Annotated in this window: 22 protein-coding genes and 1 other annotated feature; of the genes, 10 read left to right on the top strand and 12 right to left on the bottom strand. The window is 55.3% G+C overall.

Annotated elements, in window-relative coordinates:
* Positions 1–19: 19 nt before the first annotated feature.
* The 7 genes from AB6V08_RS10565 to AB6V08_RS10595 all read right to left on the bottom strand — a co-directional run bounded on the left by AB6V08_RS10565 (position 20) and on the right by AB6V08_RS10595 (position 7,720).
* Positions 20–2,572: a fimbria/pilus outer membrane usher protein gene (locus AB6V08_RS10565; protein WP_368542617.1), complete on the bottom strand. Its 2,553-nt coding sequence runs from the start codon at positions 2,570–2,572 to the stop codon at positions 20–22.
* A 37-nt stretch (positions 2,573–2,609) separates the two neighbouring features.
* Positions 2,610–3,296, bottom strand: a complete 687-nt coding sequence (locus AB6V08_RS10570; protein ID WP_368542618.1) for a fimbria/pilus periplasmic chaperone — start codon at positions 3,294–3,296, stop codon at positions 2,610–2,612.
* Positions 3,297–3,338: 42 nt separating this feature from the next.
* Positions 3,339–3,869 carry a fimbrial protein gene (locus AB6V08_RS10575; protein WP_368542619.1) on the bottom strand — a complete coding sequence of 177 codons (531 nt, stop codon included), beginning with the start codon at positions 3,867–3,869 and terminating at the stop codon, positions 3,339–3,341.
* A 367-nt stretch (positions 3,870–4,236) separates the two neighbouring features.
* On the bottom strand, positions 4,237–4,569 hold the full coding sequence (locus AB6V08_RS10580; RefSeq protein WP_010428194.1) for a YbaB/EbfC family nucleoid-associated protein: 333 nt from the start codon (positions 4,567–4,569) through the stop codon (positions 4,237–4,239).
* A gap of 54 nt (positions 4,570–4,623) precedes the next feature.
* Positions 4,624–6,549 carry a DNA polymerase III subunit gamma/tau gene (dnaX, locus tag AB6V08_RS10585; protein ID WP_368542620.1) on the bottom strand — a complete coding sequence of 642 codons (1,926 nt, stop codon included), beginning with the start codon at positions 6,547–6,549 and terminating at the stop codon, positions 4,624–4,626.
* Positions 5,230–5,294, bottom strand: a sequence feature (DnaX frameshifting element). (Overlaps the previous gene by 65 nt.)
* Positions 6,550–6,637: 88 nt before the next feature.
* On the bottom strand, positions 6,638–7,189 hold the full coding sequence (gene apt / locus AB6V08_RS10590; protein WP_368542621.1) for an adenine phosphoribosyltransferase: 552 nt from the start codon (positions 7,187–7,189) through the stop codon (positions 6,638–6,640).
* Positions 7,190–7,342: 153 nt separating this feature from the next.
* Complete coding sequence (locus AB6V08_RS10595; RefSeq protein WP_368542622.1) at positions 7,343–7,720, bottom strand: DUF454 family protein; 378 nt, start codon at positions 7,718–7,720, stop codon at positions 7,343–7,345.
* Positions 7,721–7,770: 50 nt separating this feature from the next.
* On the opposite strand from AB6V08_RS10595, the gene priC reads away from it, so the two are divergent.
* Together priC and rsmS are read left to right on the top strand one after the other, a co-directional pair.
* Positions 7,771–8,298, top strand: coding sequence for a primosomal replication protein N'' (gene priC, locus AB6V08_RS10600; RefSeq protein ID WP_368542623.1), 528 nt, complete (start codon positions 7,771–7,773; stop codon positions 8,296–8,298).
* A 12-nt stretch (positions 8,299–8,310) separates the two neighbouring features.
* Entirely contained in the window at positions 8,311–8,481 is a 171-nt protein-coding gene (gene rsmS, locus AB6V08_RS10605) for a pleiotropic regulatory protein RsmS (RefSeq protein ID WP_368542624.1), read from the top strand.
* 16 nt (positions 8,482–8,497) lie between these two features.
* On the opposite strand, the gene mscK is transcribed toward rsmS, so the two are convergent.
* Together mscK and acrR are read right to left on the bottom strand one after the other, a co-directional pair.
* Entirely contained in the window at positions 8,498–11,845 is a 3,348-nt protein-coding gene (gene mscK / locus AB6V08_RS10610) for a mechanosensitive channel MscK (RefSeq protein ID WP_439649876.1), read from the bottom strand.
* Positions 11,846–11,959: 114 nt separating this feature from the next.
* Positions 11,960–12,613: a multidrug efflux transporter transcriptional repressor AcrR gene (gene acrR, locus AB6V08_RS10615; RefSeq protein ID WP_368542626.1), complete on the bottom strand. Its 654-nt coding sequence runs from the start codon at positions 12,611–12,613 to the stop codon at positions 11,960–11,962.
* Between the two features lie 141 nt (positions 12,614–12,754).
* Between acrR and acrA the strand changes: the two genes are divergently transcribed.
* From acrA to AB6V08_RS10645, 6 genes are all read left to right on the top strand, one after another.
* The gene (acrA, locus tag AB6V08_RS10620) at positions 12,755–13,948 is read left to right on the top strand and encodes a multidrug efflux RND transporter periplasmic adaptor subunit AcrA (protein WP_368542627.1); all 1,194 of its coding nucleotides are present in this window, start codon (positions 12,755–12,757) and stop codon (positions 13,946–13,948) included.
* 22 nt (positions 13,949–13,970) lie between these two features.
* Positions 13,971–17,117, top strand: a complete 3,147-nt coding sequence (gene acrB / locus AB6V08_RS10625) for a multidrug efflux RND transporter permease subunit AcrB (RefSeq protein WP_368542628.1) — start codon at positions 13,971–13,973, stop codon at positions 17,115–17,117.
* Positions 17,118–17,630: 513 nt separating this feature from the next.
* On the top strand, positions 17,631–18,005 hold the full coding sequence (tomB, locus tag AB6V08_RS10630) for an Hha toxicity modulator TomB (RefSeq protein WP_368542629.1): 375 nt from the start codon (positions 17,631–17,633) through the stop codon (positions 18,003–18,005).
* 27 nt (positions 18,006–18,032) lie between these two features.
* The gene (locus tag AB6V08_RS10635; protein ID WP_334403273.1) at positions 18,033–18,251 is read left to right on the top strand and encodes an HHA domain-containing protein; all 219 of its coding nucleotides are present in this window, start codon (positions 18,033–18,035) and stop codon (positions 18,249–18,251) included.
* 212 nt (positions 18,252–18,463) lie between these two features.
* Complete coding sequence (maa, locus tag AB6V08_RS10640) at positions 18,464–19,015, top strand: maltose O-acetyltransferase (protein WP_368542630.1); 552 nt, start codon at positions 18,464–18,466, stop codon at positions 19,013–19,015.
* Between the two features lie 113 nt (positions 19,016–19,128).
* On the top strand, positions 19,129–19,596 hold the full coding sequence (locus AB6V08_RS10645) for a YlaC family protein (protein WP_368542631.1): 468 nt from the start codon (positions 19,129–19,131) through the stop codon (positions 19,594–19,596).
* On the opposite strand, the gene AB6V08_RS10650 is transcribed toward AB6V08_RS10645, so the two are convergent.
* Positions 19,568–21,028 (bottom strand): PLP-dependent aminotransferase family protein, encoded by a 1,461-nt coding sequence (locus AB6V08_RS10650; protein ID WP_368542632.1) that lies wholly within the window; start codon positions 21,026–21,028, stop codon positions 19,568–19,570. The two genes, AB6V08_RS10645 and AB6V08_RS10650, sit on opposite strands and share 29 nt — an antisense overlap.
* Before the next feature lie 99 nt (positions 21,029–21,127).
* Here AB6V08_RS10650 and AB6V08_RS10655 point away from each other — a divergent pair, with 99 nt between their 5' ends.
* Positions 21,128–21,838 (top strand): GNAT family N-acetyltransferase, encoded by a 711-nt coding sequence (locus tag AB6V08_RS10655; protein WP_368542633.1) that lies wholly within the window; start codon positions 21,128–21,130, stop codon positions 21,836–21,838.
* Here the strand turns inward: AB6V08_RS10655 and ykgO are convergent.
* Both ykgO and AB6V08_RS10665 read right to left on the bottom strand, forming a co-directional pair.
* Positions 21,835–21,975 carry a type B 50S ribosomal protein L36 gene (ykgO, locus tag AB6V08_RS10660; RefSeq protein ID WP_003859006.1) on the bottom strand — a complete coding sequence of 47 codons (141 nt, stop codon included), beginning with the start codon at positions 21,973–21,975 and terminating at the stop codon, positions 21,835–21,837. The genes AB6V08_RS10655 and ykgO overlap by 4 nt on opposite strands.
* A gap of 2 nt (positions 21,976–21,977) precedes the next feature.
* The gene (locus tag AB6V08_RS10665; RefSeq protein WP_368542634.1) at positions 21,978–22,238 is read right to left on the bottom strand and encodes a type B 50S ribosomal protein L31; all 261 of its coding nucleotides are present in this window, start codon (positions 22,236–22,238) and stop codon (positions 21,978–21,980) included.
* A 231-nt stretch (positions 22,239–22,469) separates the two neighbouring features.
* On the opposite strand from AB6V08_RS10665, the gene AB6V08_RS10670 reads away from it, so the two are divergent.
* Positions 22,470–24,029, top strand: coding sequence for an EAL domain-containing protein (locus AB6V08_RS10670; protein WP_368542635.1), 1,560 nt, complete (start codon positions 22,470–22,472; stop codon positions 24,027–24,029).
* The last annotated feature ends 11 nt before the right edge of the window (positions 24,030–24,040 follow it).

Here is a 24,040-nt window from a genome sequence, read left to right on the forward strand (position 1 = left end):
TTTGCTTTTCCAGCCGTTATCAACGGCACTGCCCTGTGTAGAAGACGATGTTATTTAGCGATTCCGCTTTCGGCAGACGATAATTAACCCAGCACTGTTTATCCGCGGTTTCGCCCCATTTAACGTGCAGCTTCCCTTTCTCCTGGAGCCCCACCAGATAAACCTGGCCGTCTTCACCGACAATATTGGTGCGTGCCGCATCGCTATCGCTATTTTCGGTGGTCACAACGGCGCCGAAAGGCACGGCCCGGCCCAGATAGCGGAGGGTCATCATCGACTTATAGCCAATCCAGGTTTTGTAGCGTGCGAGAACTACCGCCCCGCGGGTCGGAACCAGCTTTTTATTCAGGTTATCCATATCCGCGTTGGCGATCTCTCTGTCCGAGGTGTCCAGGGTCACGTCGTTAATATGGTACGGCCTGACGTAAGGGATCACCGCGTTCCCCAGCCAGTCGGTATGAACGTTGGTCTGCCCCGCCACCGGCACGTTCGCGACGCCGGGCGCCTGCACCAGGGCAATGCTTTCGTTCAACGCCCGAGAGAGGGTAAGCCCGCCCGAATGGACGACGGCGCCACCCCTTACGCCATAGCTGTAGCGATTATGGTATTCATCGTATCCATAGCCAGCAGAGAGATCGGCGTAGCCGCCCTGGTAACTAACGCTAAGATTTCCGTTGGTTTTCGCCGAGCGGGAGTCATAGCCCTCTGACGCCTGCCAGTTCAAGGCATTGTCCTTCAGCAGAGAGCCGGTAAGACCGACATTGTGCGTCGTGTCGCTATGGCCATCGCTGTTGGCCGCGTAGTTGGCCGACACGCGCTGCCACTGCTCATCATGGCTGAACGCGCTGAAGGGCAGGCTAAAGGTGACAGAGAGGGCATTGTCGTTCGAGGCATCATCATCGTTTGCCGAAGCGTAGTTCTTGTTATGGGCATAGTTAATAAAATAAGAAAGCTTGCCGAGAGTATTGCTGTAGCCGACGTTTAGCGAATCCGTTCTGGAGTTATCCCAGTAGGACTCGCTGACCAGCGACAGCGTGAGGCTCCCCCAGTCGGTGCTTTGCGAGACCGACGCGTCGAAGCGGTTTTGCTGCCTGCCGGTATCACTCGGATCGCCGCCTGCGTTCCAGCTATCGCTAAAATTCTGAAACGAGAAGTATCCATTCGATGAATAGCGATAGCCCGCCACGGACAGCGTGGTATCCGTCGCCTGCAGCGTTTTGCTGTAGCGCAGGCGGTAGGACTGCCCTTCGTCGCGGGCGGCATCGGCGGGCGATCCGGGCTTTAGCTGCGTCCAGGCCTGGGACGCATCCAGAGAAAACGCCCCCACCGCCCCCAGATTCAGCCCGGCGCCCACCAGCAGGTTGGTGTATTTGTCCTCGGCCTGAATAAACCCGCCGTACAGCGTCACCCCACCGGCAAAACCTCTGGCGCCGGAGGCCTGCACGAAGTTAAACGCCCGGGACTGATGGTTTTCGCTGCGCGTCTTGCCCACGATTGCGGAATAACGCCCCTGGCCTTCGCGCTGAAGAATCGCCAGCGAGGCATAGGGCACGGAAAAACGCTTTTCAGAGCCGTCGGACTCTTTCACCACCACCTGAAGATCGCCAGAGCTGCCCGTCGGGTAAATATCGCTGATGGCAAACGCCCCGGGGGAAACGGTGGTTTTATAGATAACGTAGCCATTATGGTAAACCGTTACCTCGGCATTTGTCCGGGCAATTCCCCTCACGACCGGCGCAAACCCCTGCATACTGTCGGGCAGCATTTCCGTATCCGAATAGAGCATCACGCCCGTAAAGCCCATGCTGTCGAATATGTCCGACTGGGTATTGCTCTCCCCCACCACCATCTGGCTGCGCAGGGCGTGAATATCCCGGGACAGATAGGTATAAACGGCGTTCCAGCTTTGCCCGTCCCGGTCATGATTCAGGGTGGAGTAGTTGCGAAGCCGCCAGGGGCCTGCGTTAACGCCCGGCTGGAGAGAGAGAAACTGGCTGCTCTCGGTGTCACCGCCCTCTCGCGGCGTCACGACCTGCCCGGACAGGCTGTAGTTCAGCAACCCGGCGGTAATTCCCTCATCCCAGCGCGCTTCCGGCACATATCCGCGCATCGCGTTTTGCATATCCACCTGCGGCACGGAAAGCTCATAGCGCTGGCGAGTAATATCCAGGCGTTCTTTCACGTCCGGAATAATGTTCAGCGGCGCGCAGCCCTGCTCGGTTTTAGCGAGCTGCGGATAGTTATCCGTGCGAATATTCCACTGTCTGAGCTGGGCGGCATCCAGACATGCCCTCAGCGCACGAGGCTGACCCGCCTCCTCCTGCGTATCAAAAAAGGATAACGTGCGGGTATCGACATAGCTCCCGTTGATATAGATATCGACGTTGTAATCACCGGGCGGCGCGGTATCCTGGGCAAATAACGAAAGATCTAATTCAGGTACTGACGTATCTGACGTTTCCAGAAGATGCGGATTAAAATACTCCTTCGCGACAGCAGAGCGCTGGGCAAGAAATATAATCAGCCAAATCTTCAAAACGGAAAAGAATGTATATCGGGTGATACGGCTCATAATATCCATCCAAACCTGACGCTTCCATTTAAAATAATCAATACGTCTGCGAATACGCCTTCGAGCTCATGCCGTAATCATCCAGTATTTTCCACGCGACGTTCCCGTGAGCCGGGAATTTTCGGTCGGCGATTGTCATTGTCGAATAGGGCGCAACAAAATAGAGATCGGACAGCGTTTCTCCGTTCACGGATAACGAAGAGAAATTCATATAATTAGGCGTAGGGTTATTCACTTCAAGCGCAGTGCCGTTAACGTGCCACTGTAATTTGTCAGCGTTGCGCGTCGGCGTCGTACCTTTTAGCGCCGCCGGACGGTAAATTAATTTTATGCGCGAGTTAATGGCAATTTGCAGCGAATTGGTTCCCGGCCCGTCGCCTGAGGAGGGAATACCTTTCACGTTGAGCCACAGCATTGATTCTCGATCTTCCGGCAGCGGTTTACCCGAGCGCACAACCCAAATGGCGGCCTGGCCGCCAGACTCCAGGCGGAACAGCGGAGGCGTAATAATAAAGGCATCCTTGTCGGGAGAGGCTTTATCCGTTGCCGAAAGCCATGACTGGACGAGGTTGGTGACGGGATCTTTATTTTCTACCGACAGGGTAGCCGCCTGGCGGGAACCGTCGAACACCAGGCGCGTTCCGCCAATCAGTAAACTGGCCTGTGCTGGAAGAATAAAGCAGCACGCGAGCGAAAGTCCGGCGGCCAGGGTATGCAATTTCATTGTCAATCCTTAAGGGAGGAGTCTCCTCCTCCCTTTCTGTGCTTACTGGTAGGAAACGTTATAGGTCAGGGTGCTGGATACGCCGCCTTTTGTTGCGCCATCGGCGGTCGCAATTAATTGCGCGGTATAATCCACATTCACATCGCCGCCCGTTGCCGGAATAGAAACTGAATCATTCGCGTCGTCCGCATTTACCGTGGTATTTCCCTGTTTAATTAATACCGCGACGTTGGTTGCAGGAGAGTCAACTTCGGTATTTTTAAACCAGCTGGTATTCCCGTCGGTTTCACCGGAGAATTTAATATAGGCAGCGGTTGGGCCATCGGCAGGACAGGCGGTTAATGCAATGGTAAATTGTTTTGGCGCGCCGGTTTCACCCTGTTTGCTAATATCCGATTTTAACGTTCCGCCTAATTCAACTTTAGAATTCCCGCCATTAACGTTGACGGTACAGGCGGTATCTAATACCTGGCCGGTAAAGGTAATTTGATTATCAGCGGCTGACGCGAATGTGGAATAACCCAGAGCAGACAGCAAGAAAAGACAAGACGTGTTCAATGAATTGAGCTTCATAATAAATCCTTTATTAGATCATTAATTAATATTTACTTGGGAAATAGAGTGTTGCTTCGAAGAACGAGGCTGATAATAATCCCAAAAAATAAACTCCGCACATTGAATATTAACACCCGGTACTAAATTAGCATTTTCGATCCGCTTTACTCAAAAAAAGACAGATATTGATAGGGCAAACGAACTAACGATCTGAAAAAATCGAACATATTCACAATTTTTATAATTTATAAAACCAGAAAATTGATCAATGTGATCTATATAAGCCAGACAAGTATTTATATCGCAAATTAAATAGTGAGAAAAAGGCGGCGGGAAAATAATAAGGGCAAAAAAAAGCGGCGATGAACGCCGCTTATCAATCACATCAGAAAGGCATTTTGAAGCCCGGCGGCAGCTGCATACCGCTGGACACAGAGGCCATTTTCTCTTTCTGCGTTTCGTCGATACGGCGAGCGGCATCGTTAAACGCGGCTGCAACCAGGTCTTCCAGCATGTCTTTATCGTCTTCAAGCAGGCTTGGGTCGATTTCAACGCGGCGGCAGTTATGCGCGCCGTTGATGGTCACCTTAACCAGACCGGCACCGGATTCACCCGTGACTTCCAGTTGAGCGATCTCTTCCTGCATCTTCTGCATTTTTTCCTGCATCTGCTGGGCCTGCTTCATCAGACCACCCAGACCGCCTTTTCCACCAAACATAGGCTTCTCTCTTCTTTCACGTTTAACGATGACAACCGTAAGTCAGACTCACGATCAAATGGGGCGAATACTCTCTTCATCCAGGTCGGCGTCGAAGAATCGGCGCAGGGTCTGGATGTTGTTATCCGCAATAATCGACTCGCGCGCCTGCGCGAGCTTCTCTTCATAGATGGCCTGTCGCCACTCCAGCGGCGTTCGCACCGCCGGATTATCATCTTCAATGATAGTCAATTCAACCGGCGAGCCCTGTAATGTGGCGAGGGCCTCAGCCAGCGCCTTTTGTGCGCCGGGTGAATTCAGGTGCCGCTGTCCCGGACGCAGATGCAGGCGAACCTGGTTGCCCTCCTGCTCTTTCCAGGCGTTCAGCGCGACCTGCTCCACCAGCTTCGGCAGCTGGAGTTTGCTGACCTCTGCGGCCCAGGCGTCGCGCTCGATAGATTCTTCCGCCAGCTTCGCCGCCAGTTCCGGCGTTTTTTCATGCTCCAGCGCTTTTTTCAGCGCCTTCGGCGTGGCGACTTCTTCTTTTACCGTTTCAACAATCGTGGTCGCTTTCCAGCGGTAAGCCTCTTCCTTCACCGGGGCTTTTTGCTCGAACGCGGATGGCGACGGGCGCGACTGAACGCGCTCCGTTACCGAGGCCAGTCGTTCAAGCGCGGCGTTGTTCACCGGCCGCGCTCTTCCTGGCGCTGCCGGTTCACTCTTTTTTGGTTTGGTTGCTCCCTGCGCACGCTGCAGCTGGCTTCGTGCGGCAAGCACCGAACTGGTGGCATCCGACAGCGGCACGTTTTGCGGCGGCGGCGTCGGCTGCGGGGGCACCTGCTGAGGCGACATCACCGCCGTAGGCTCAACGGGGGCGAAAGATTGCCGCGGCACCTCTGGCTCCGGCAGCGGCATTCGCGGATGGAACGCCAGCGCGCGCAGCAGGGTCATTTCGACGCCCATGCGGCGGTCAGGGGCAAACGGCAGCTCTTTGCGGCCAATCAGCAGCGTCTGGTAGTAAAGCTGAACGTCGGCGGGCGGCACGGTGCGGGCAAGCTCGCGCATCCGCTGTTCGATGGTTGCCATATCCGCGCCAATCGCCGACGGAGAAAGCTGGAGCATCGCCACGCGGTGCAGCAGGCTGAGCATCTCGACCAGCAGCCCTTCCCACTCAACGCCGCGCGCGGCGGCTGCGTTAACCAGCGACATTACGCGCTCGCCGTTGGCGCCGATCATCGCTTCAATCAGCGACAGCGCCTGGTCATCGTCGAGGGTGCCGAGCATGGTGCTGACCGCATCCGTTGAGAGCTTGCCGTCACCGCTGGCAATCGCCTGATCGGTGAGGCTGAGCGCGTCGCGCAGGCTGCCGTCCGCCGCGCGTGCCAGCAGCTGCAGAGCGCGCGGTTCATGGACAATCTTCTCTTCGTCAAGAATGTGTTCGAGCTGCGTGCGGATCTGTTCAACGTCCAGCGCTTTAAGATGGAACTGCAGGCAGCGCGACAGAATCGTCACCGGCAGCTTTTGCGGATCGGTGGTCGCCAGCAGGAACTTCACATGCGCGGGCGGCTCTTCCAGCGTTTTCAACAGGGCGTTGAAGCTGTGGCGCGACAGCATGTGGACTTCATCGATCAGGTAGACCTTGAAGCGTCCGCGCGCCGGCGCGTACTGGACGTTATCCAGCAGGTCGCGGGTATCTTCAACTTTGGTGCGCGACGCGGCGTCGATTTCAATCAGATCGACAAAACGCCCCTGCTCGATTTCGCGGCAGTTATCGCATACGCCGCACGGCGTGGCGGTGATCCCGGTTTCGCAGTTCAGCCCCTTCGCCAGCAAACGGGCGATAGAGGTTTTACCGACCCCGCGGGTGCCGGAGAAAAGATAGGCGTGATGGATGCGACCTAGCGACAAGCCGTTCGCCAGGGCCGTCAGCACATGCTCCTGACCGACAACGTCAGCAAAGGTTTGTGGTCGCCATTTACGGGCTAACACCTGATAACTCATGGGCAGGCTCTGCAACGCTGGAAGGTGAATTTATGGAGGGGAATGCTATCACAACCTCACCCATTGAGCGAGGTTGTGACTAACGGGATCAATGTCCCGGGAATGGCACCAGGCTGTAGCTGGTAATACCTTGTTTTTCCAGGCGCTGCTCGCCGCCCAGATCGAACAGGTTGATGATGAATGCGGCGTCGGTCACTTCACCACCCAGGCGGCGGATCAGCTTCACGGTCGCTTCGATGGTGCCACCGGTCGCCAGCAGATCGTCAACCACCAGCACTTTGTCGCCAGGTTTGATCGCATCAACGTGGATTTCCAGCTGATCGGTGCCGTATTCCAGCTCGTAGCTCTCAGCAATGGTTTCGCGTGGCAGCTTGCGCGGTTTACGCACCGGCACAAAACCAACGCCCATCGCCAGCGCAACCGGTGCGCCAAACAGGAAGCCGCGGGCTTCGGTACCTACTACTTTGGTGATCCCGGCGTTCTTATAACGCTCGACCAGCAGTTCAATGCTGAGCGCGTACGCTTTCGGGTCTTCCAGCAAGCTGGTGACATCACGGAAAAGAATGCCAGGCTTTGGGTAATCCTGGATGCTTTTGATGCTGTTTTTCAGATATTCAAGCTGCTGTGTAGTTGCGGTCATCGGTTTGTGCCTAAATGAAACAGTGTTACTCACAGTGCACGCGAAAGGTTGGTCAAGGTAACAATTGCTTAACCTTTAACCAGGTGCACCTGTGCTCGAAAACGGTCGAATTTACTGGCTGCGCGCGATAATTGCAACAGAGATTATGAGGCGTCAGTGCTTTTGTTGCTTTTCATCAACCACCGGAATTCGCCACATAAAGAGTAGCAGGCACGTCAGGATAATCAGCAGCAGAATGCGCACCCACATCATTTTCACCAGCCAGAGTGAAATCGCGAAGGTGATGAGGATAACGGCGATCGCCCGCGGCTTTGCGCCAGGCGGCATCGCGCGGTGTTTTTGCCAGTGGCGCAGATAGCCGCCAAACCACGAGCGGTAGAGCAGCCAGTGGTGAAAGCGCGGCGACGAGCGGGCGAAGCACCAGGCCGCCAGCAGTATAAAGGGCGTGGTGGGCAGGAGCGGCAAAACGACGCCCAGCGTGCCAAGCACTACCGCGAGCCAGCCAATGATGATTAAAATAGTACGCTGCATAATGCGAATCGTTATCAAACTGAACGGCTACTTTACCACTGGAGAGCGCATTGAAAACAGCCTTGCTTCTGAATACGCTGCAAAATCAGCTGTCCGTGCTGCGTGAACAGGCAACGCCGCTGATGGGCCATGCCACGCTGAAACCGCGCTTCGACCGACAGCTGTTTCGCACGCGCAGTACCTTAATCAAAGACTATCTTGATGAGGCGCAGCTGAATCTTGATGAGCTGCGCCATGCGGTCGACAGCGGTCAGACGGAACAGGTGGCCTGGCTTGCCGAACATCTCACCGAGCAGATCACCGCCCTGCACCGCGAGATTGCGGCCTGGCCGCTGCGCGCCTGGGACAGCGCCTCGCCGGGCGCCGGAAAATGGCAGCGCAAGCGTCTGGAGAACCAGGAGTTTGAGCGCCGGCTGTTCGAGATGAAACGCGAGCGCGAAGCGCGCCTGAACAATAGCGAAACGCTGGAGGAGCAGCAGCTGTTGATGCGAGAAATTACTGCTCTGGAAGGACGCCTTGTTCGCTGCCGTCAGGCGCTGGATGAGATTGAGCGCGTCATCGCACGCCTGACCCGATAAAAGGAACACCCCATGTCGCTTGAAAACGCCCCGGATGAAGTGAAGCTGGCCGTTGATTTAATTATGCTGCTGGAAAACCATGAGATCCCGGCGGAAACGGTGCTCAAGGCGCTGGAGATTGTACGGCGGGATTTTGAAGGAAAGGTGAAGGCCTGCTGCCCTCACCCTAACCCTCTCCCATAGGGAGAGGGGAAATTGATTATGCTGGCGTCGGATCGTCGCCCTTAATCTCGCGCTTCACTTCCGTATGCTCGTCACCCTTCTCGTTATGCAGGTGAACTTCAAGCTGGTTGAAGGCGATGTTGATGTTGTTTTCGCGACACAGACGATCGATAGTGCGGTTCAGCTCGTCCACCGCGTAGCTGCGATCGCGCAGTTCACGCACGTATAAGCGCAGCTCATGATCCAGCGTGCTTGGGCCGAAGGTGGTGAAGAACACCGACGGCGCCGGATCGTGCATCACTTTCGGATGCTCCGTTGCCGCGCGCAGCAGAACCTCTTTCACTTTATCCAGATCCGAACCGTAGGCCACGCCCAGGCGGATCACCACGCGGGTGACCGTATCGGACAGCGACCAGTTGATCAGACGCTCGGTCACGAACGCCTTGTTCGGAATGATCACCTCTTTACGATCGAAGTCGGTGATGGTGGTCGCACGAATACGGATCTTGCTGACCGTGCCGGAGAAGGTGCCGATGGTTACGGTATCGCCGATGCGCACCGGACGTTCGAACAGGATGATCAGGCCGGAGACGAAGTTACCGAAGATCTCCTGCAAGCCAAAGCCCAGACCTACCGAGAGCGCGGCGGCCAGCCACTGCAGCTTGTCCCAGGAAACCCCTAGCGATCCGAAGACCGTCATCGCACCGACGACGAGGATCACGTAGTTGAGGATGGTGGTGATCGCATAGGACGACCCCTGACGCATGTTCAGGCGGGACAGCACCAGCACTTCCAGCAGGCCCGGCAGGTTGCGGATAAGCGCCCAGGCCACCATCGACGACACAATGGCAAAGAGCAAGCTTCCCATGGTGACGCTTTTCATCACCGCGGCACCCGCTTCGGTGCCGCTGTACTGCCACAGCGTAATGCTGTCGAGATAGGCGAAGACGGTGATTAAATCAGACCAGATCGCCCAGAACATCACCCCAAACAGCGCAATCATCACCAGCATGGTGATACGCATGGTTTGCTGGTTCACCTGCTCCAGGGCAATGGTCGGCTCTTCCTGCGGCTCTGCGCCTTCGGCACCCTCTTTCACCTGATTCTGACGGCGGGCGATGGCGCGGCGGTAGGCAATGCGGCGCGCCGCGACGCTCAGACCGCGCAGAACGGTCTGGAACAGCAGGTTCCAGATAATCACCAGATAGACGGTTTCAATCCAGCGCCCTGCCAGGCGCAGCGTGGTATAGAAGTAGCCCGTTGCGGTTAGCACCATCAGCGCCAGCGGGATGATCGCCAGCACGGTGACGGTGATCAGACGAATATTGTGCGACTCTTTATCGCGCCAGCTGTCGCGGCACATCGGCCACATCAGCACGGCGATTAACAGCAGGTTCAGCAGGATAACCAGCTGCCCCAGCACATCGTCCATCAAATGCAGCGGGGAAAGCTCAGACACCACCGACCAGAAGTGCAGCGGCAGCAGCGCGAGGCTGATGCGCACAATCTGGCGACGCCAGTGGCTGGTGAGCTGCTCCGGCATGTTGAAATGGCGCACGGCAACGCCGTCTTTTTCCAGCACCTTCCAGCACAGTCCAAATACCAGCCAGAACAGCGCCAGCTTTTTGCTGAATGCCCACAGCAGATCGCTGACGTTGAGCTGCATGGTGAGCAGGATCAGGCCCGCGGCCAGAATCAGCAGGCACACCGGCAGCGCGCGGATCAGATCGATAAGGATCGCCTTCGGCGTGTGCAGCTGGCTGTCGTTACGCAGCTGCCCCACCTCCTGCGCCAGCTTCGCCTGGTAATTTTTCAGCCATCCCAGACGCCAGCGGATAAGTCCGGCAATCAGCAAGAGCGGCAAACCGGCCAGGAAGGCAATCATCACCGCAGGCCAGGCTTTCTCCCAGTTGACGGTGATTTTCATGCTCTTGATCTGGGACTTCAGGGTTTCCGGGAAGGATTTAATCCAGTCCCAGTCCATCGGCTTATTGCTGTTCACCCAGAAAATCTGCTGGGTCAAAATCTCCTGCAGGTTTTTCGATACGCTCACCAGCTGCTGCTGATTGATTTGCAGGTTGATGGCCATCATCAGCTGATTGCCCAGCTGCTTGTTGAGCTGGTCGAGCAGCTCGCGGCGCATATCCACCACCTGCAACAGCGCGTCGTGAACCTCGCTGTTCACTTCACTGGTGTGGCCATCTTCCAGTTTGGCGACGAAGGTATCGCTCTGGAAAAGCGCATCGCGCTGCTGGTTGACGTCAAACTGCTCCAGACGCAGATCGGCAATGCGGTTGGTCATATCTTCCAGCTCGTCGGCGGACGGCAGCGTCTGCTGCTGCTGGTAGAGAATTCGCGACAGCAGCAGGCTGCCTTTCAGCACCGCAATCTGCTCTTTAATGTTGCGCTCGGCCTGCAGGGCACGATCCAGCCAGTTCTTCACTTTGATGTTTTGCTGAACCAGCGAGTTGCCGTTTTCGGTCGCCGCGATCAGGCGCTGGCTGAGCTGATGGTTAACGTCCAGCTCCTGTTTCACCAGCGGGTTTTCCTGAATACGGGCGGTTTCGTCCGGCGATACCGCTTCCTGCGCCGTTTTTTCCGTCAGGGTCAGGCGCTTGCTGTTCACCGCCTCCTGCAAGAGCTGAAGCTGGTGCTCAAGACGGTTGATATTGGCGGTAACGTAATCACGCTGCTTTTGCAGGGTGTCCTGCAATATCGTATTGCCTTCCAGGCTCTTACGCTGCTGTTCAATCTGCGCGTTGAGGAGCGACTGCTGGGTGAGCAGCAGCGTCTGCTGCGTCGGGCGCAGTGCCCCCTCGCCCACCGTGGTGCCGTTCAGGCGGTTACGGATCTCCTGAAGCTGCTGAGAGGCCGAGTACATCGCGTTCTGCACGCGCTCGGGCTGGGTTTGCAGGGACACGAGCTGGCTGTTGTAGGTGGCGAGATCGGACTGCGCGGTTTGCAGATCGTCCAGCAGCTGCGCGACGCGCGACTCAAGCTGGCGCAGCGACAGCGTGGCGAGCGTTTTGCGCGTTTCCGCGTCGTTATCCACATCGCTCAGGGCGCTCAGGGCATCCGTCGCTTTGCGCATGTTGTCCGGCGCCTGCGCCACTTTTTGTCGAAGCTGGGCGGTTTCGGCTTTTACCCGCTCAATTTTATCCAGCGTTTCAATCGTTTCGGTAAGATCCTGCTGGACGAGCTTATCCTGCGGCGAGAGCGCTTTTTGTTTGTTCAGGGAATCGAGCTGCGACTGAACGTCAGCACGCGAGGGGACATCCGTGGAGCTGTCAGCACGCGCATAAGAAGCCGGGATCGCCGTGAAGAAAAACAGCATGAAGAAAACAAATGCTAAAACAGGATGTTGCGAGCGGTTGGAGTGCAGCATAGTCATGAATATGATGTCTGAGAATGACCGAAAATAGTCCGGCGTGCAGAATATCACGCCCGCCTGAAGCAGAATAGCGAGAACCTTGCGCTATGAGATAATTCCTGGAAAAACTCAGGCCGGGAGAGTGGGGGTATCGCCGCGAAGCGTCGGGCAGAACTGATACATTTCCAGCAGGATGGTGACGTAATCGCGCGCTTCTTTTTTGAGATCAAAGGACTGCGGAGAGAAAAGCCAGTTTTCCATGATCCCGGAAATGTAGCTGCGCATCAGAATGGCGGCCCGGCGGGTGAGTAAATTAGCCGGTAACATTTTTGCCTGAATACATTGATTTAGCGTATATTCGATGCGGTCATAGCTTTCCAGGCACAGGCTGCGCTGCGCCTGTTGAACAACAGCCATTTCGCCAACAAACTCACATTTGTGGAAGATAATTTCCATCATCAGCCGGCGGCGTTCTTCAACGACTGTTGCTTCAAGGATATATACTAAAATTTCTCTCAATACTGAGAGTGGATCGTCAGGGAATTTTGCCCGATACTCAGTTTCTAAATCACTAATACTAGATTCTGACAGCTCCCAAATTTCACTAAACAGATCTGATTTATCTTTAAAATGCCAGTAAATCGCACCCCGCGTAACACCCGCGGCCTGAGCAATCTGAGCCAGTGAGGTAGAAGACACACCTTGCTGAGAAAACAGACGGATAGCCACATCAAGTATGTGTTGACGAGTTTCAAGGGCTTGTTGTTTGGTTTTTCGTGCCATGCGTCAGTGAATTTACAGGAGTCAGATTTACATACATTTATGAATGTATGTACCATAGCATGACGATAATATAAACGCAGCAATGGGTTTTTTGACTTAGGACCATTGATCAATTTGAAATCGGACACTCGAGGTTTACATATGAACAAAAACAGAGGGTTAACGCCTCTGGCGGTCGTTCTGATGCTCTCAGGCAGCTTAGCGCTAACAGGATGTGACGAAAAAGAGGCTCAACAGGGAGCTCAGCAGGCGCCAGAAGTTGGCGTCGTGACGCTCAAAACTGAACCTCTTCAGATCACAACAGAATTACCCGGTCGTACAAGCGCTTATCGCGTTGCAGAAGTTCGTCCTCAGGTGAGCGGGATTATCCTGAAACGTAACTTCACCGAGGGTGGCGACGTTGAAGCGGGTGTTTCGTTGTATCAGATTGATCCTGCAACCTATCAGGCCTCTTACGAGAGCGCGAAAGGCGATCTGGCGAAAGCTGAAGCCGCTGCGAAAATTTCTCAGCTGACGCTGAATCGCTACAAAAAACTGCTCGGTACGCAGTACATCAGCCAACAGGATTACGATACTGCCCTGGCGGATGCTCAACAGACCAACGCAGCCGTTGTCGCGGCTAAAGCGGCGGTTGAAACTGCACGTATCAACCTGGCCTATACCAAAGTGACCTCCCCTATCAGCGGTCGCATTGGTAAATCTTCCGTTACGGAAGGGGCGCTGGTACAGAACGGGCAGACCACTGCGCTGGCTACCGTGCAGCAGCTTGACCCTATCTACGTTGACGTCACCCAATCCAGCAACGATTTCCTGCGTCTGAAACAAGAGCTGGCTAACGGCACGCTGAAGCAGGAAAACGGCAAAGCCAAAGTGGAGCTGATTACCAACGACGGTATCAAGTTCTCACAGACGGGCACACTGGAATTTTCTGATGTGACGGTCGACCAGACCACCGGCTCTATTACCTTGCGTGCGATTTTCCCTAACCCGGATAAGAATCTGCTGCCAGGTATGTTCGTTCGCGCACGTCTGGAAGAAGGGACTAACCCTAACGCCATTCTGGTGCCTCAGCAGGGTGTGACCCGTACGCCACGCGGCGATGCGAGCGCGCTGGTTGTGGGTGCGGACGACAAAGTCGAAATGCGCAATATCACCGCTACCCAGGCAATTGGCGATAAGTGGCTGGTGACGGAAGGTCTGAAAGATGGCGATCGCGTGATTGTTACTGGTTTGCAAAAAGTACGTCCTGGCGCGCAGGTAAAAGCACAGGAAGTGAAATCTGACGAGAAACAACAAGCTTCAGCCGCTGGCCAGTCAGAACAAACCAAGTCTTAACTTAAACAGGAGCCGTTAAGACATGCCTAATTTCTTTATCGATCGCCCTATATTTGCCTGGGTGATCGCCATAATCATCATGCTAGCTGGGGGACTTGCGATCCTGAAGCTGCCCGTCGCGCAATATCCAACGATTGCGCCACCGGCGGTGACGATCTCCGCAACCTACCCGGGTGCTGATGCCAAAACGGTGCAGGATACCGTTACGCAGGTTATCGAACAGAACATGAACGGTATCGATAACCTGATGTACATGTCCTCAAACAGTGACTCAACCGGTACAGTTCAGATCACCCTGACCTTCGAGTCAGGCACTGACGCAGATATCGCGCAGGTTCAGGTGCAGAACAAACTGCAGCTGGCGATGCCGCTGCTGCCGCAGGAAGTTCAACAGCAGGGTGTGAGCGTCGAGAAATCGTCCAGTAGCTTCCTGATGGTTGTGGGCGTTATCAATACCAACGGCACCATGACGCAGGAGGATATTTCCGACTACGTGGGCGCCAACATGAAGGACGCCATCAGCCGTACTTCCGGCGTGGGTGACGTTCAGCTGTTCGGTTCTCAGTACGCGATGCGTATCTGGATGGACCCGAACAAACTGAACAACTTCCAGCTGACCCCCGTTGACGTGATCAGCGCCATTAAAGCGCAGAACGCCCAGGTGGCAGCCGGTCAGTTAGGCGGTACGCCGCCGGTGAAAGGCCAGCAGCTTAACGCCTCGATCATCGCTCAGACCCGTCTGACCTCCGCCGATGAGTTCAGCAAAATTCTGCTGAAAGTGAATCAGGACGGTTCTCAGGTGCGCCTGCGCGACGTCGCGAAAGTCGAGCTGGGTGGTGAGAACTACGACATCATTGCGAAGTTCAACGGCAAACCTGCGTCTGGTCTGGGTATCAAGCTGGCGACCGGGGCGAACGCCCTCGACACCGCAACGGCGATTCGTGCAGAGCTGAAGAAGATGGAACCGTTCTTCCCGTCAGGTCTGAAAATCGTTTATCCGTACGACACCACGCCGTTCGTTAAAATCTCGATTCACGAAGTGGTTAAAACGCTGGTTGAGGCGATCATCCTGGTATTCCTGGTGATGTACCTGTTCCTGCAAAACTTCCGCGCGACGCTGATCCCTACTATCGCCGTACCGGTGGTACTGCTCGGGACCTTTGCGATCCTGTCGATATTTGGCTACTCGATAAACACCCTGACGATGTTCGGGATGGTGCTCGCCATCGGCCTGCTCGTGGATGATGCCATCGTAGTGGTAGAGAACGTCGAGCGTGTAATGGCGGAAGAAGGTCTGCCGCCGAAGGAAGCAACCCGTAAGTCTATGGGCCAGATCCAGGGCGCGCTGGTCGGTATCGCGATGGTGCTGTCTGCGGTATTCATCCCGATGGCCTTCTTCGGGGGATCTACCGGTGCGATTTACCGTCAGTTCTCCATTACCATCGTATCGGCGATGGCGCTGTCGGTGCTGGTTGCGTTGATCCTGACGCCAGCGCTGTGTGCGACCATGCTGAAGCCGATTGCGAAAGGCGGTCACGGCGAGCACAAAGGCTTCTTCGGCTGGTTTAACCGCATGTTTGAGAAGAGCACGCACCACTACACCGACAGCGTGGGTAACATCCTGCGCAGCACCGGTCGTTACCTGCTGCTCTATATCATCATCGTTGTGGGCATGGCCTTCCTGTTCGTGCGTCTGCCAAGCTCGTTCCTGCCCGATGAAGACCAGGGCGTGTTCCTGACCATGGCGCAGCTTCCGGCGGGTGCATCGCAAGAACGTACTCAGAAAGTGCTGGATGAAGTGACCGATTACTACCTCACCAAAGAGAAAGCGAACGTTGAATCCGTGTTTGCGGTTAACGGCTTTGGCTTTGCGGGTCGTGGTCAGAACACCGGTATCGCCTTCGTTTCCCTGAAAGACTGGGCGGATCGTCCAGGCGCAGAGAATAAAGTAGAAGCGATTACCGGCCGTGCGATGGGAACCTTCTCGCAGATTAAAGACGCGATGGTGTTCGCCTTTAACCTGCCAGCGATTGTTGAACTGGGTACGGCTACCGGTTTCGACTTCCAGCTGATCGACCAGGGCGGTCTGGGTCACGAAAAACTGACGCAGGCGCGTAACCAGCTGTTTGGTGAAGTGGCGAAACACCCTGACCTGCTGGTCGGCGTGCGTCCTAACGGTCTGGAAGATACCCCGCAGTACAAAATCGATATCGACCAGGAAAAAGCGCAGGCGCTGGGCGTTTCCATCAGCGACATCAACACCACGCTGGGCGCTGCCTGGGGCGGTAGCTACGTCAACGACTTCATCGACCGCGGTCGCGTGAAGAAAGTGTACGTGATGTCCGAGGCGGAATACCGCATGTTGCCGAACGATATCAACTCCTGGTACGTGCGCGGCAGCAACGGACAGATGGTGCCATTCTCCGCCTTCTCCACCTCGCGCTGGGAATACGGTTCACCGCGTCTGGAACGCTATAACGGTCTGCCGTCCATGGAAATCCTGGGTCAGGCTGCGCCGGGTCGAAGCACCGGTGAAGCGATGAACCTTATGGAAGAGCTGGCCAGCAAGTTGCCATCGGGTATCGGCTATGACTGGACGGGGATGTCCTATCAGGAACGTCTGTCCGGTAACCAGGCCCCTGCCCTGTACGCCATTTCACTGATTGTGGTGTTCTTGTGTCTGGCGGCGCTGTACGAGAGCTGGTCGATTCCGTTCTCCGTTATGCTGGTTGTTCCGCTCGGGGTTATCGGTGCGCTGCTTGCCGCAACGTTCCGCGGCCTGACGAACGACGTTTACTTCCAGGTGGGCCTGCTGACAACCATTGGCTTGTCGGCGAAGAACGCGATACTTATCGTTGAATTCGCCAAAGATCTGATGGAGAAAGAGGGCAAAGGGCTGATTGAGGCGACGCTTGATGCGGTACGTATGCGTCTGCGTCCAATCCTGATGACTTCCCTGGCGTTCATCCTCGGCGTTATGCCGCTGGTAATCAGCTCTGGTGCGGGTTCCGGTGCGCAGAACGCAGTAGGTACAGGCGTAATGGGCGGCATGGTCACCGCGACGGTGCTGGCTATCTTCTTCGTGCCGGTGTTCTTCGTGGTGGTTCGCCGCCGCTTCAGCCGCAAGAATGAAGATATCGAACACAGCCATTCAGTAGAACATCACTGATACCGGTTTCATCCTTAAAAAAGGCTGCATTAGCGGCCTTTTTCATTTCAGAAAAAAATCATAAATTACGCTTATTGTCGGACTATTTATTTTCTGTCATCTTTATATGGCATAACATATTTAAGACTTAACTTAATCGATGAACTTATGGTTTTTTTAATTTCATTTCGTCGCGTAGTTTATTAGGAATATTCCTAAGTTACGTCAGAATTGCGGAAGAACTCCGAATCTGGACTTCATTTGAAACGCTTAGCTAAGGTAATGAATCTTAAGGAAGCCTTAAAAAAGCTATCGCCGATTAAGATAAAATAGCCCCACTTATCTCTGGTCATTTGGTAAAATCAGGTTGCCCCGCTTTTATTTGTAATTTTTAGTAATAGCGCGGTGAAATCTTGAAAGGAGTGGCTTATAGTTAAGATATCAGGAACACAGCACCCGTTGCGGCTAAGTATGTTGTATCCATCCCGACATTGATGCTCGGTGAGTAAGAAATCACTCAAAAGGGGATGCGCTATGGACGAGTACACGCCAAAAAGACATGATATCGCGCAGTTGAAATTTCTCTGCGAATCCTTGTACCATGACTGTCTTGCCAATCTTGATGAAAGTAACCACGGCTGGGTGAATGACCCTACGTCTGCCATCAATTTACAGCTAAATGAGTTGATCGAGCATATTGCGACCTTCGCACTTAATTACAAAATTAAGTACAATGAAGATAATAAGCTGATTGAGCAAATTGACGAATACCTGGACGACACCTTTATGTTGTTCAGCAGCTACGGCATTAACGCACAGGATTTGCAAAAATGGCGTAAATCGGGAAACCGCCTATTCCGCTGTTTTGTCAATGTGAGTAGAGCTAACCCCGTTAGCCTTTCCTGTTAAAATTATTACAAAGTTTAAGGTAAATTTATGTCTGATAAACCATTAACAAAGATTGATTATTTGATGCGCTTGCGACGCTGCCAGTCGCTCGACACTCTCGAGCGTGTTATTGAAAAAAATAAATACGAGCTTTCTGATAATGAACTGGCTGTATTTTATTCAGCAGCGGATCACCGTCTTGCCGAGCTAACAATGAATAAGCTTTACGACAAAATTCCATCTTCAGTCTGGAAGTTTGTTCGTTAATCACGAAATGTTGACCGTTGAGGCAGTACACCGCTTTCTAAGCTGAATTCACCTTTCACGTTACGACTCCTGTTAACCAGACAGGCCCCCGTACTAAATGTGCTCATCAGCAACAATGTTGTGATTGTTATCACGCCACTCCATCGGGAACGTTCCCTTTCTGGTTTATGATCATTACTTTATAGATCGTTGAATTTTCCAGTGAGGTTCCCATGAGTGAAGAAAAACAAAAGATGATTGCTGGCGAACATTATCGTCCCGGCGACGAGACCCTTCGCGCCGATCGCCTGCGCGCACGGCATCTGGTACACAGCTATAACCACACCGCTCCCGACGACAAAGCTGAACGCAAGCGCATCTTGACCGAATTACTCGGAAAAAGTGAAGGCGCGTATATCGAACCCAGCTTCCGCTGTGATTACGGTTACAATATTTACCTCGGCAAAGCGTTCTACGCGAACTTCGACTGCGTGATGCTGGACGTGTGCCCGATTCACATTGGCGACTACTGCATGCTGGCGCCGGGCGTGCATATTTATACGGCGACGCATCCGCTGGATCCTGTTGAGCGCAACAGCGGCGTGGAGTTTGGCAAGCCGGTCACCATCGGCAACAACGTCTGGATTGGCGGACGCGCGGTCATTAACCCGGGCGTTAGCATTGGCGATAACGTCGTCGTGGCGTCCGGCGCGGTGGTCACCAAAGATGTTCCCGCCAATGCGGTGGTCGGGGGCAATCCCGCCAGAATCATCAAAATGCTTTAAGCCGAAACGGTAACTGTTATGATCTTTCCCCGCATAACTGTTACTTTTTTCACCCCAGTGCGCCCCTTAAAATAGGCAGATCCCTGTATTTTCAATATTCATGAAGGCAAAAAATGACCGAGATACAGCGCCTGCTCACTGCCACCATCGACGATCTTAACATCCGTGAAAAGCGCGATAATCGCCCGCGCTTTAGCATCAGCTTTATCCGTAAACATCCGGGCCTGTTTGTGGCGATGTACGCCGCCTGGCTGGCAACGCTGATTGTGATGCTGCGCTCCGAAACCCTGGTTGATTCCGTCTGGCTGCTCGTTGTGCTGTTTGTGGTGTTTAACGCGTTCTTCTTCTTCGACGTAAACCCCCGCTACCGCTACGAGGATATCGACGTGCTCGATTTCCGCGTCTGCTACAACGGCGAGTGGTACAACACCCGCTACGTGCCGCCGGAGCTTATCGACAGCATTCTGCACTCGCCGGATGTCGACAGCGGGCAGAAAGAGAAGCTGCAAAAAATGGTCTCCACCAAAGGCGAGCTTTCGTTCTACGATGTCTTTACCCTTTCGCGCCCCGCTGCTGCGTAATAAGGCGCTGTAAACACCGGATCCCCGACGTGAACTGAGAGGCAGAGGTATTGCCGTAGCCCAGCACCAGACCGGTTTGCGCCCTAGAGGCGTCAAGGTAGTACCCGCTCAGTGCGGCAGGCGCAAGCTGATACGCTTTTGCCTGCTGCACAACCTCTTTGTCATCAATACCGTCAATCGCCACCGTCAGGTGCATTCCCCCCTCTCCTGCCAGCACCCGATGCTCGACGTGCAGTTCAGCGCCCAGCACCTCGCGCAGCTGCCTGTAGCGCTTGCGGTATAAACGCCGCATCGCCGCCAGATGACGCGCGTAATGCCCCTCTTCGATAAACCGCGCCAGCGTGCGCTGCTCGGCGCGATGCCCGCCCCGCAGCAGCGCGCCGATGGCCGGAACGGCGGCCTTCGCCAGCGCGGGAGGCAGCACCATGAAGCCGATGCGCAGCGACGGGAAAAGCGTTTTGCTGAAGGTGCCCAGATACACCACGGGGGCATGTTTCACCATCCCCGACATCGCCGGCACCGGCTCACCGCTGTAGCGAAACTCGCTGTCGTAATCGTCTTCGATAATCCAGGCGTTGTGCTGCTGCGCCAGCGCCAGCAGGGCCAGCCGTCGACGCGCGCTCAGCACGCTTCCGTAGGGAAACTGGTGCGACGGCGAGGTAAAAATGAGCCTCGGCGCGCGCGCCTGCTGCCCGTCCCAGCACATCCCTTCATCATCAACCGGCATCCCGACCATCGATAGCCCGGTTTTGGCAAACGCGGTTTTCGCCCCCGCGTAGCCCGGATTTTCAACCCAGGCCGTGTCTCCCGGCTCACTCAGCAGCAGGGTACAAAGATTCACCCCTTCGAGGGCGCCCTCGGTGATCGCAATCTGGCTGGCGTCGCAGTCAATCCCGCGCGATAGGGCAAGATGCCGGGCGATGGCCTCGCGCAGGGACGGCTCCCCCGCCGGATCGCCATAGCCCAGCAGCGCGCTGCCCTCCTCGCGCAGCACGCGATCGTACAGCCGCCGCCAGAGCGGCAGCGGGAAATAGTTAATCGCGGGCGTGCCCGGGGTAAACGCAGGCACCGGGGTGCCGCGCGGGGTTGGCGCAGGCAGGTGTGAAACGCGCGTTGAAAGGGAAACGGCGGGCGCAGGTAAAACCTGCTCAATATGGCGAGAAGCCAGCTGCGCCACCCGCGTCCCCTGTCGGTTTCGCAGCAGATAGCCCTCCAGCGTGAGCTGTTCCAGCGCGGCGTTCACCGTGTTGCGCGACAGCCCAAGCTGGCGGGCGACAACCCGGGAGCCGGGCAGGCGGCTTTCCGCCAGCAATCTTCCCTCGAGGATGGCTTCCCGCAGGGCAAGATAGAGCCTGCGCTGCAGCGTTTCTTCGCCGGGTCGGTTCAGGGTTTTCAGGATCAGGGCGTAAAAATCGTCGCCGGGTATGTTCATGTTTCCTCCGTGGTACCACCAGAACATAGCCTGGTGGATCTTTTTAAGGAACCAGTTATTCCCTAACCTGACATTCTTTTAAACGCCACGGACGTTAACATGAATACATTCAATCAGTTTGGACAAGCTATCGGGGTTGAACTTGTGGACTGGCAGCCGCGCCCGCATCCTGCCAGAGTGGTGCTGAACGGGCAGTATTGCCGCCTTGAGCCGCTGCGGGTGGAGCACGCCGAAGCGCTGTTTGCCGCCTATCAAAAAGCAGAAGATACGCGCAGCTGGACGTGGCTGCTGCGGGAGCCGGACGCCACGGTGGGCGACTTTACCCGCTGGGTCGCCAGCGTCTGCGAATTAGCGGATCCGATCCACTTCACCGTAATCGACAGCCGGACTGGCGTGCCCGTGGGCACGCTGGCGCTGATGCGTATCGATCCGAAAAACGGCGTGGTTGAAGTCGGGCACGTGCATTTTTCCCCGCTTCTCAGCCGCACGCCGATGTCCACCGAGGCGCAGTATCTGCTGATGCGGTACGTGTTCGACGAGCTCGGCTACCGCCGCTATGAGTGGAAGTGCAACAGCCTGAATGAACCGTCGCGCCGCGCGGCGCTGCGTCTGGGATTTCAGTATGAAGGCCGTTTTCGCCAGGCGCTGGTGGTGAAAGGCCATAACCGGGATACCGACTGGTTTTCGATCGTCGATAAAGAGTGGCAGACGCTGAACGGCGCCTTTCAGAACTGGCTTGCCACCGACAATTTTACCGCCGATGGCAAGCAGATAAGATCCCTGGAAAGCTGGCGTGAAGCGCGCCTTTAGCGTCTTTTCTTGCGCCCCTGTACGGCCTTAAAGCGCGGATTGGATTTGCAAATGACGTACAGGCGCCCTTTGCGTTTGACTATCTGACAATCGGGATGGCGCTGCTTTGCGCTGCGCAGCGAGTTAAGTACCTGCATGGTTAGCCTCGTTTCGCATTAAGAAAGCCGCCAAAGCGCTGGCGGAAGCGTGCTGCACTGCCTTCCGTCGAGAACGTCTTCTGCTTCCCGGTGTAGTACGGATGTGATTTGGATGACACCTCGATGGTGATATACGGGAATGTTTCACCGTCGAGTTCAATCACGCGGTCGGTTTTGATCGTCGAACCGACTTTAAAGTATTCGTTGGCACTGGTGTCGTGAAAAACAACGGTGCGATAGGCTGGGTGAATATCAGGCTTCATCGTAGACTCTCATGTTTTGTTATAACATAACAAAATACTATCCGAGTCATGCTGCAAAAACAACCCCCGATCCCCGCAAAGCCTGACCGATCTTTTTTCTGATTCTCTTTTCCTGGACTAAAATCAGTCTTTGTCACGTGCTATAACTGTATCATTTCACGATAAAATATTTCTCCGCTGGCGCGCAGGCTCAATGCTCCGGGAGCGGGCATTTGAGAAAGGAAAAGGTGCATGAGAACCCGACATTTGGTCAGCCTGGTGACCGGCATTCTTATTTTTTCCGTGCTGGCCCCCATTTGCCTTAGCGTCTGGCTGGCGCACCGTCAGGCGGAAGAGAAATTTATCGATGCGCTGGACAACTACTCTTCACGGGTTCTGATCCGCACGGACATGGTCGTCCAGCAGGCCAAAGACGCGCTCACGCAGCTACAACGATTTGAAGGTACGCCGTGCAGCCACCCGCATTTGCGCGAAATGCGCCGGGTGGCGTTTTCCTGGCGCTATATTCAGGAAGTCGTGTATCTCGACAATCTCAAGCCGATTTGCTCCTCCCTTGAAGAGGTCATCAATTCCGCGTCCTATCCGCCGCCGATGCGGATAACCAGCGACGGTTACAACGCCTGGCTCACCCGGCAAAACGATCTGGGCCTCAATCATTACATGGCCGCGCTGGGACGCGGACGCTATCTGGTGATGATGGATCCCGCGTCGCTGGTGGATGTGATCCCCTTCGGCACGCTCCCCGTCGACGCGGCGCTGATTGGCCACGCAAATAACATCGTTTTCGCCAGCACCAACGCGCTCAATCCCCACGTGCGCAAGCTGCTGGAATCAAAAGAGCAGATGCGCCTGCAGTACAAGGGCTCGATGTACGTGTCGAAGCCCGTTCCCGAGCTGGGCTTCACCGTCGTCGCCTGGGCGACGCTGCAGCCGCTCGACCGAAGCTGGCACCAGCAGCTACTTTTCTGGCTTCCTTTTGGATTCCTCGTCAGCCTGGTTGCCGCCCTCTTTGTCCTGCGAATTTTGCGGCGCTTACAGTCTCCGCGAAACCGCCTGCTTGATGCGATCAACAGCCGCGACTTTGTCGTGCATTATCAGCCCATTGTGGCGTTAGGCAGCGGGAAAATAGTGGGTGCCGAAGCGCTCGCACGCTGGCCGCAGCCCGACGGCAGCTATCTTTCACCGGAGATTTTTGTTCCGCTTGCCGAGCAGACCGGGCTGATTTCGCCGTTAACCCAGCTGATTATCGAAAAGGTTTTCGAGGATATGGGAAGCTGGCTGCAGGAACGTCCTGACCAGCACATCTCCATTAACCTTTCCCCTGCGGATCTCACGTCCGGCAAACTGCCGCCGATGCTAAGCCGCCTGTTAAACCACTGGCGGCTTCATCCGCAGCAAATCGCGCTTGAGCTCACCGAGCGCGGGTTTGCCGATCCGAAAATCAGCGCCCCGGCCATTGCGGCGTTCCGTCGTTCCGGGCACGCGGTTTACATCGACGATTTCGGCACGGGATATTCCAGCCTCAGCTATTTGCAGGATCTGGACGTCGACACGCTGAAAATCGATAAATCCTTCGTCGACGCGCTGGAGTACAAAAACGTTACGCCGCACATCATCGAGATGGCGAAATCCCTCAATCTGGCGATGGTCGCAGAAGGCATTGAAACGGCCGGACAGCTCGCGTGGCTGCACAGCCACGGCGTCCAGTACGGACAGGGCTGGTTCTACAGCAAGGCCTTACCGAAGCTGGAGTTTATTCTCTGGGCAGAGAAGAACCTTGAGGGCAGGTAAAATGCGGCCAC

Origin of the sequence: Enterobacter soli (genome assembly GCF_964208575.1) — a bacterium.
GTDB lineage: Bacteria > Pseudomonadota > Gammaproteobacteria > Enterobacterales > Enterobacteriaceae > Enterobacter > Enterobacter soli_A.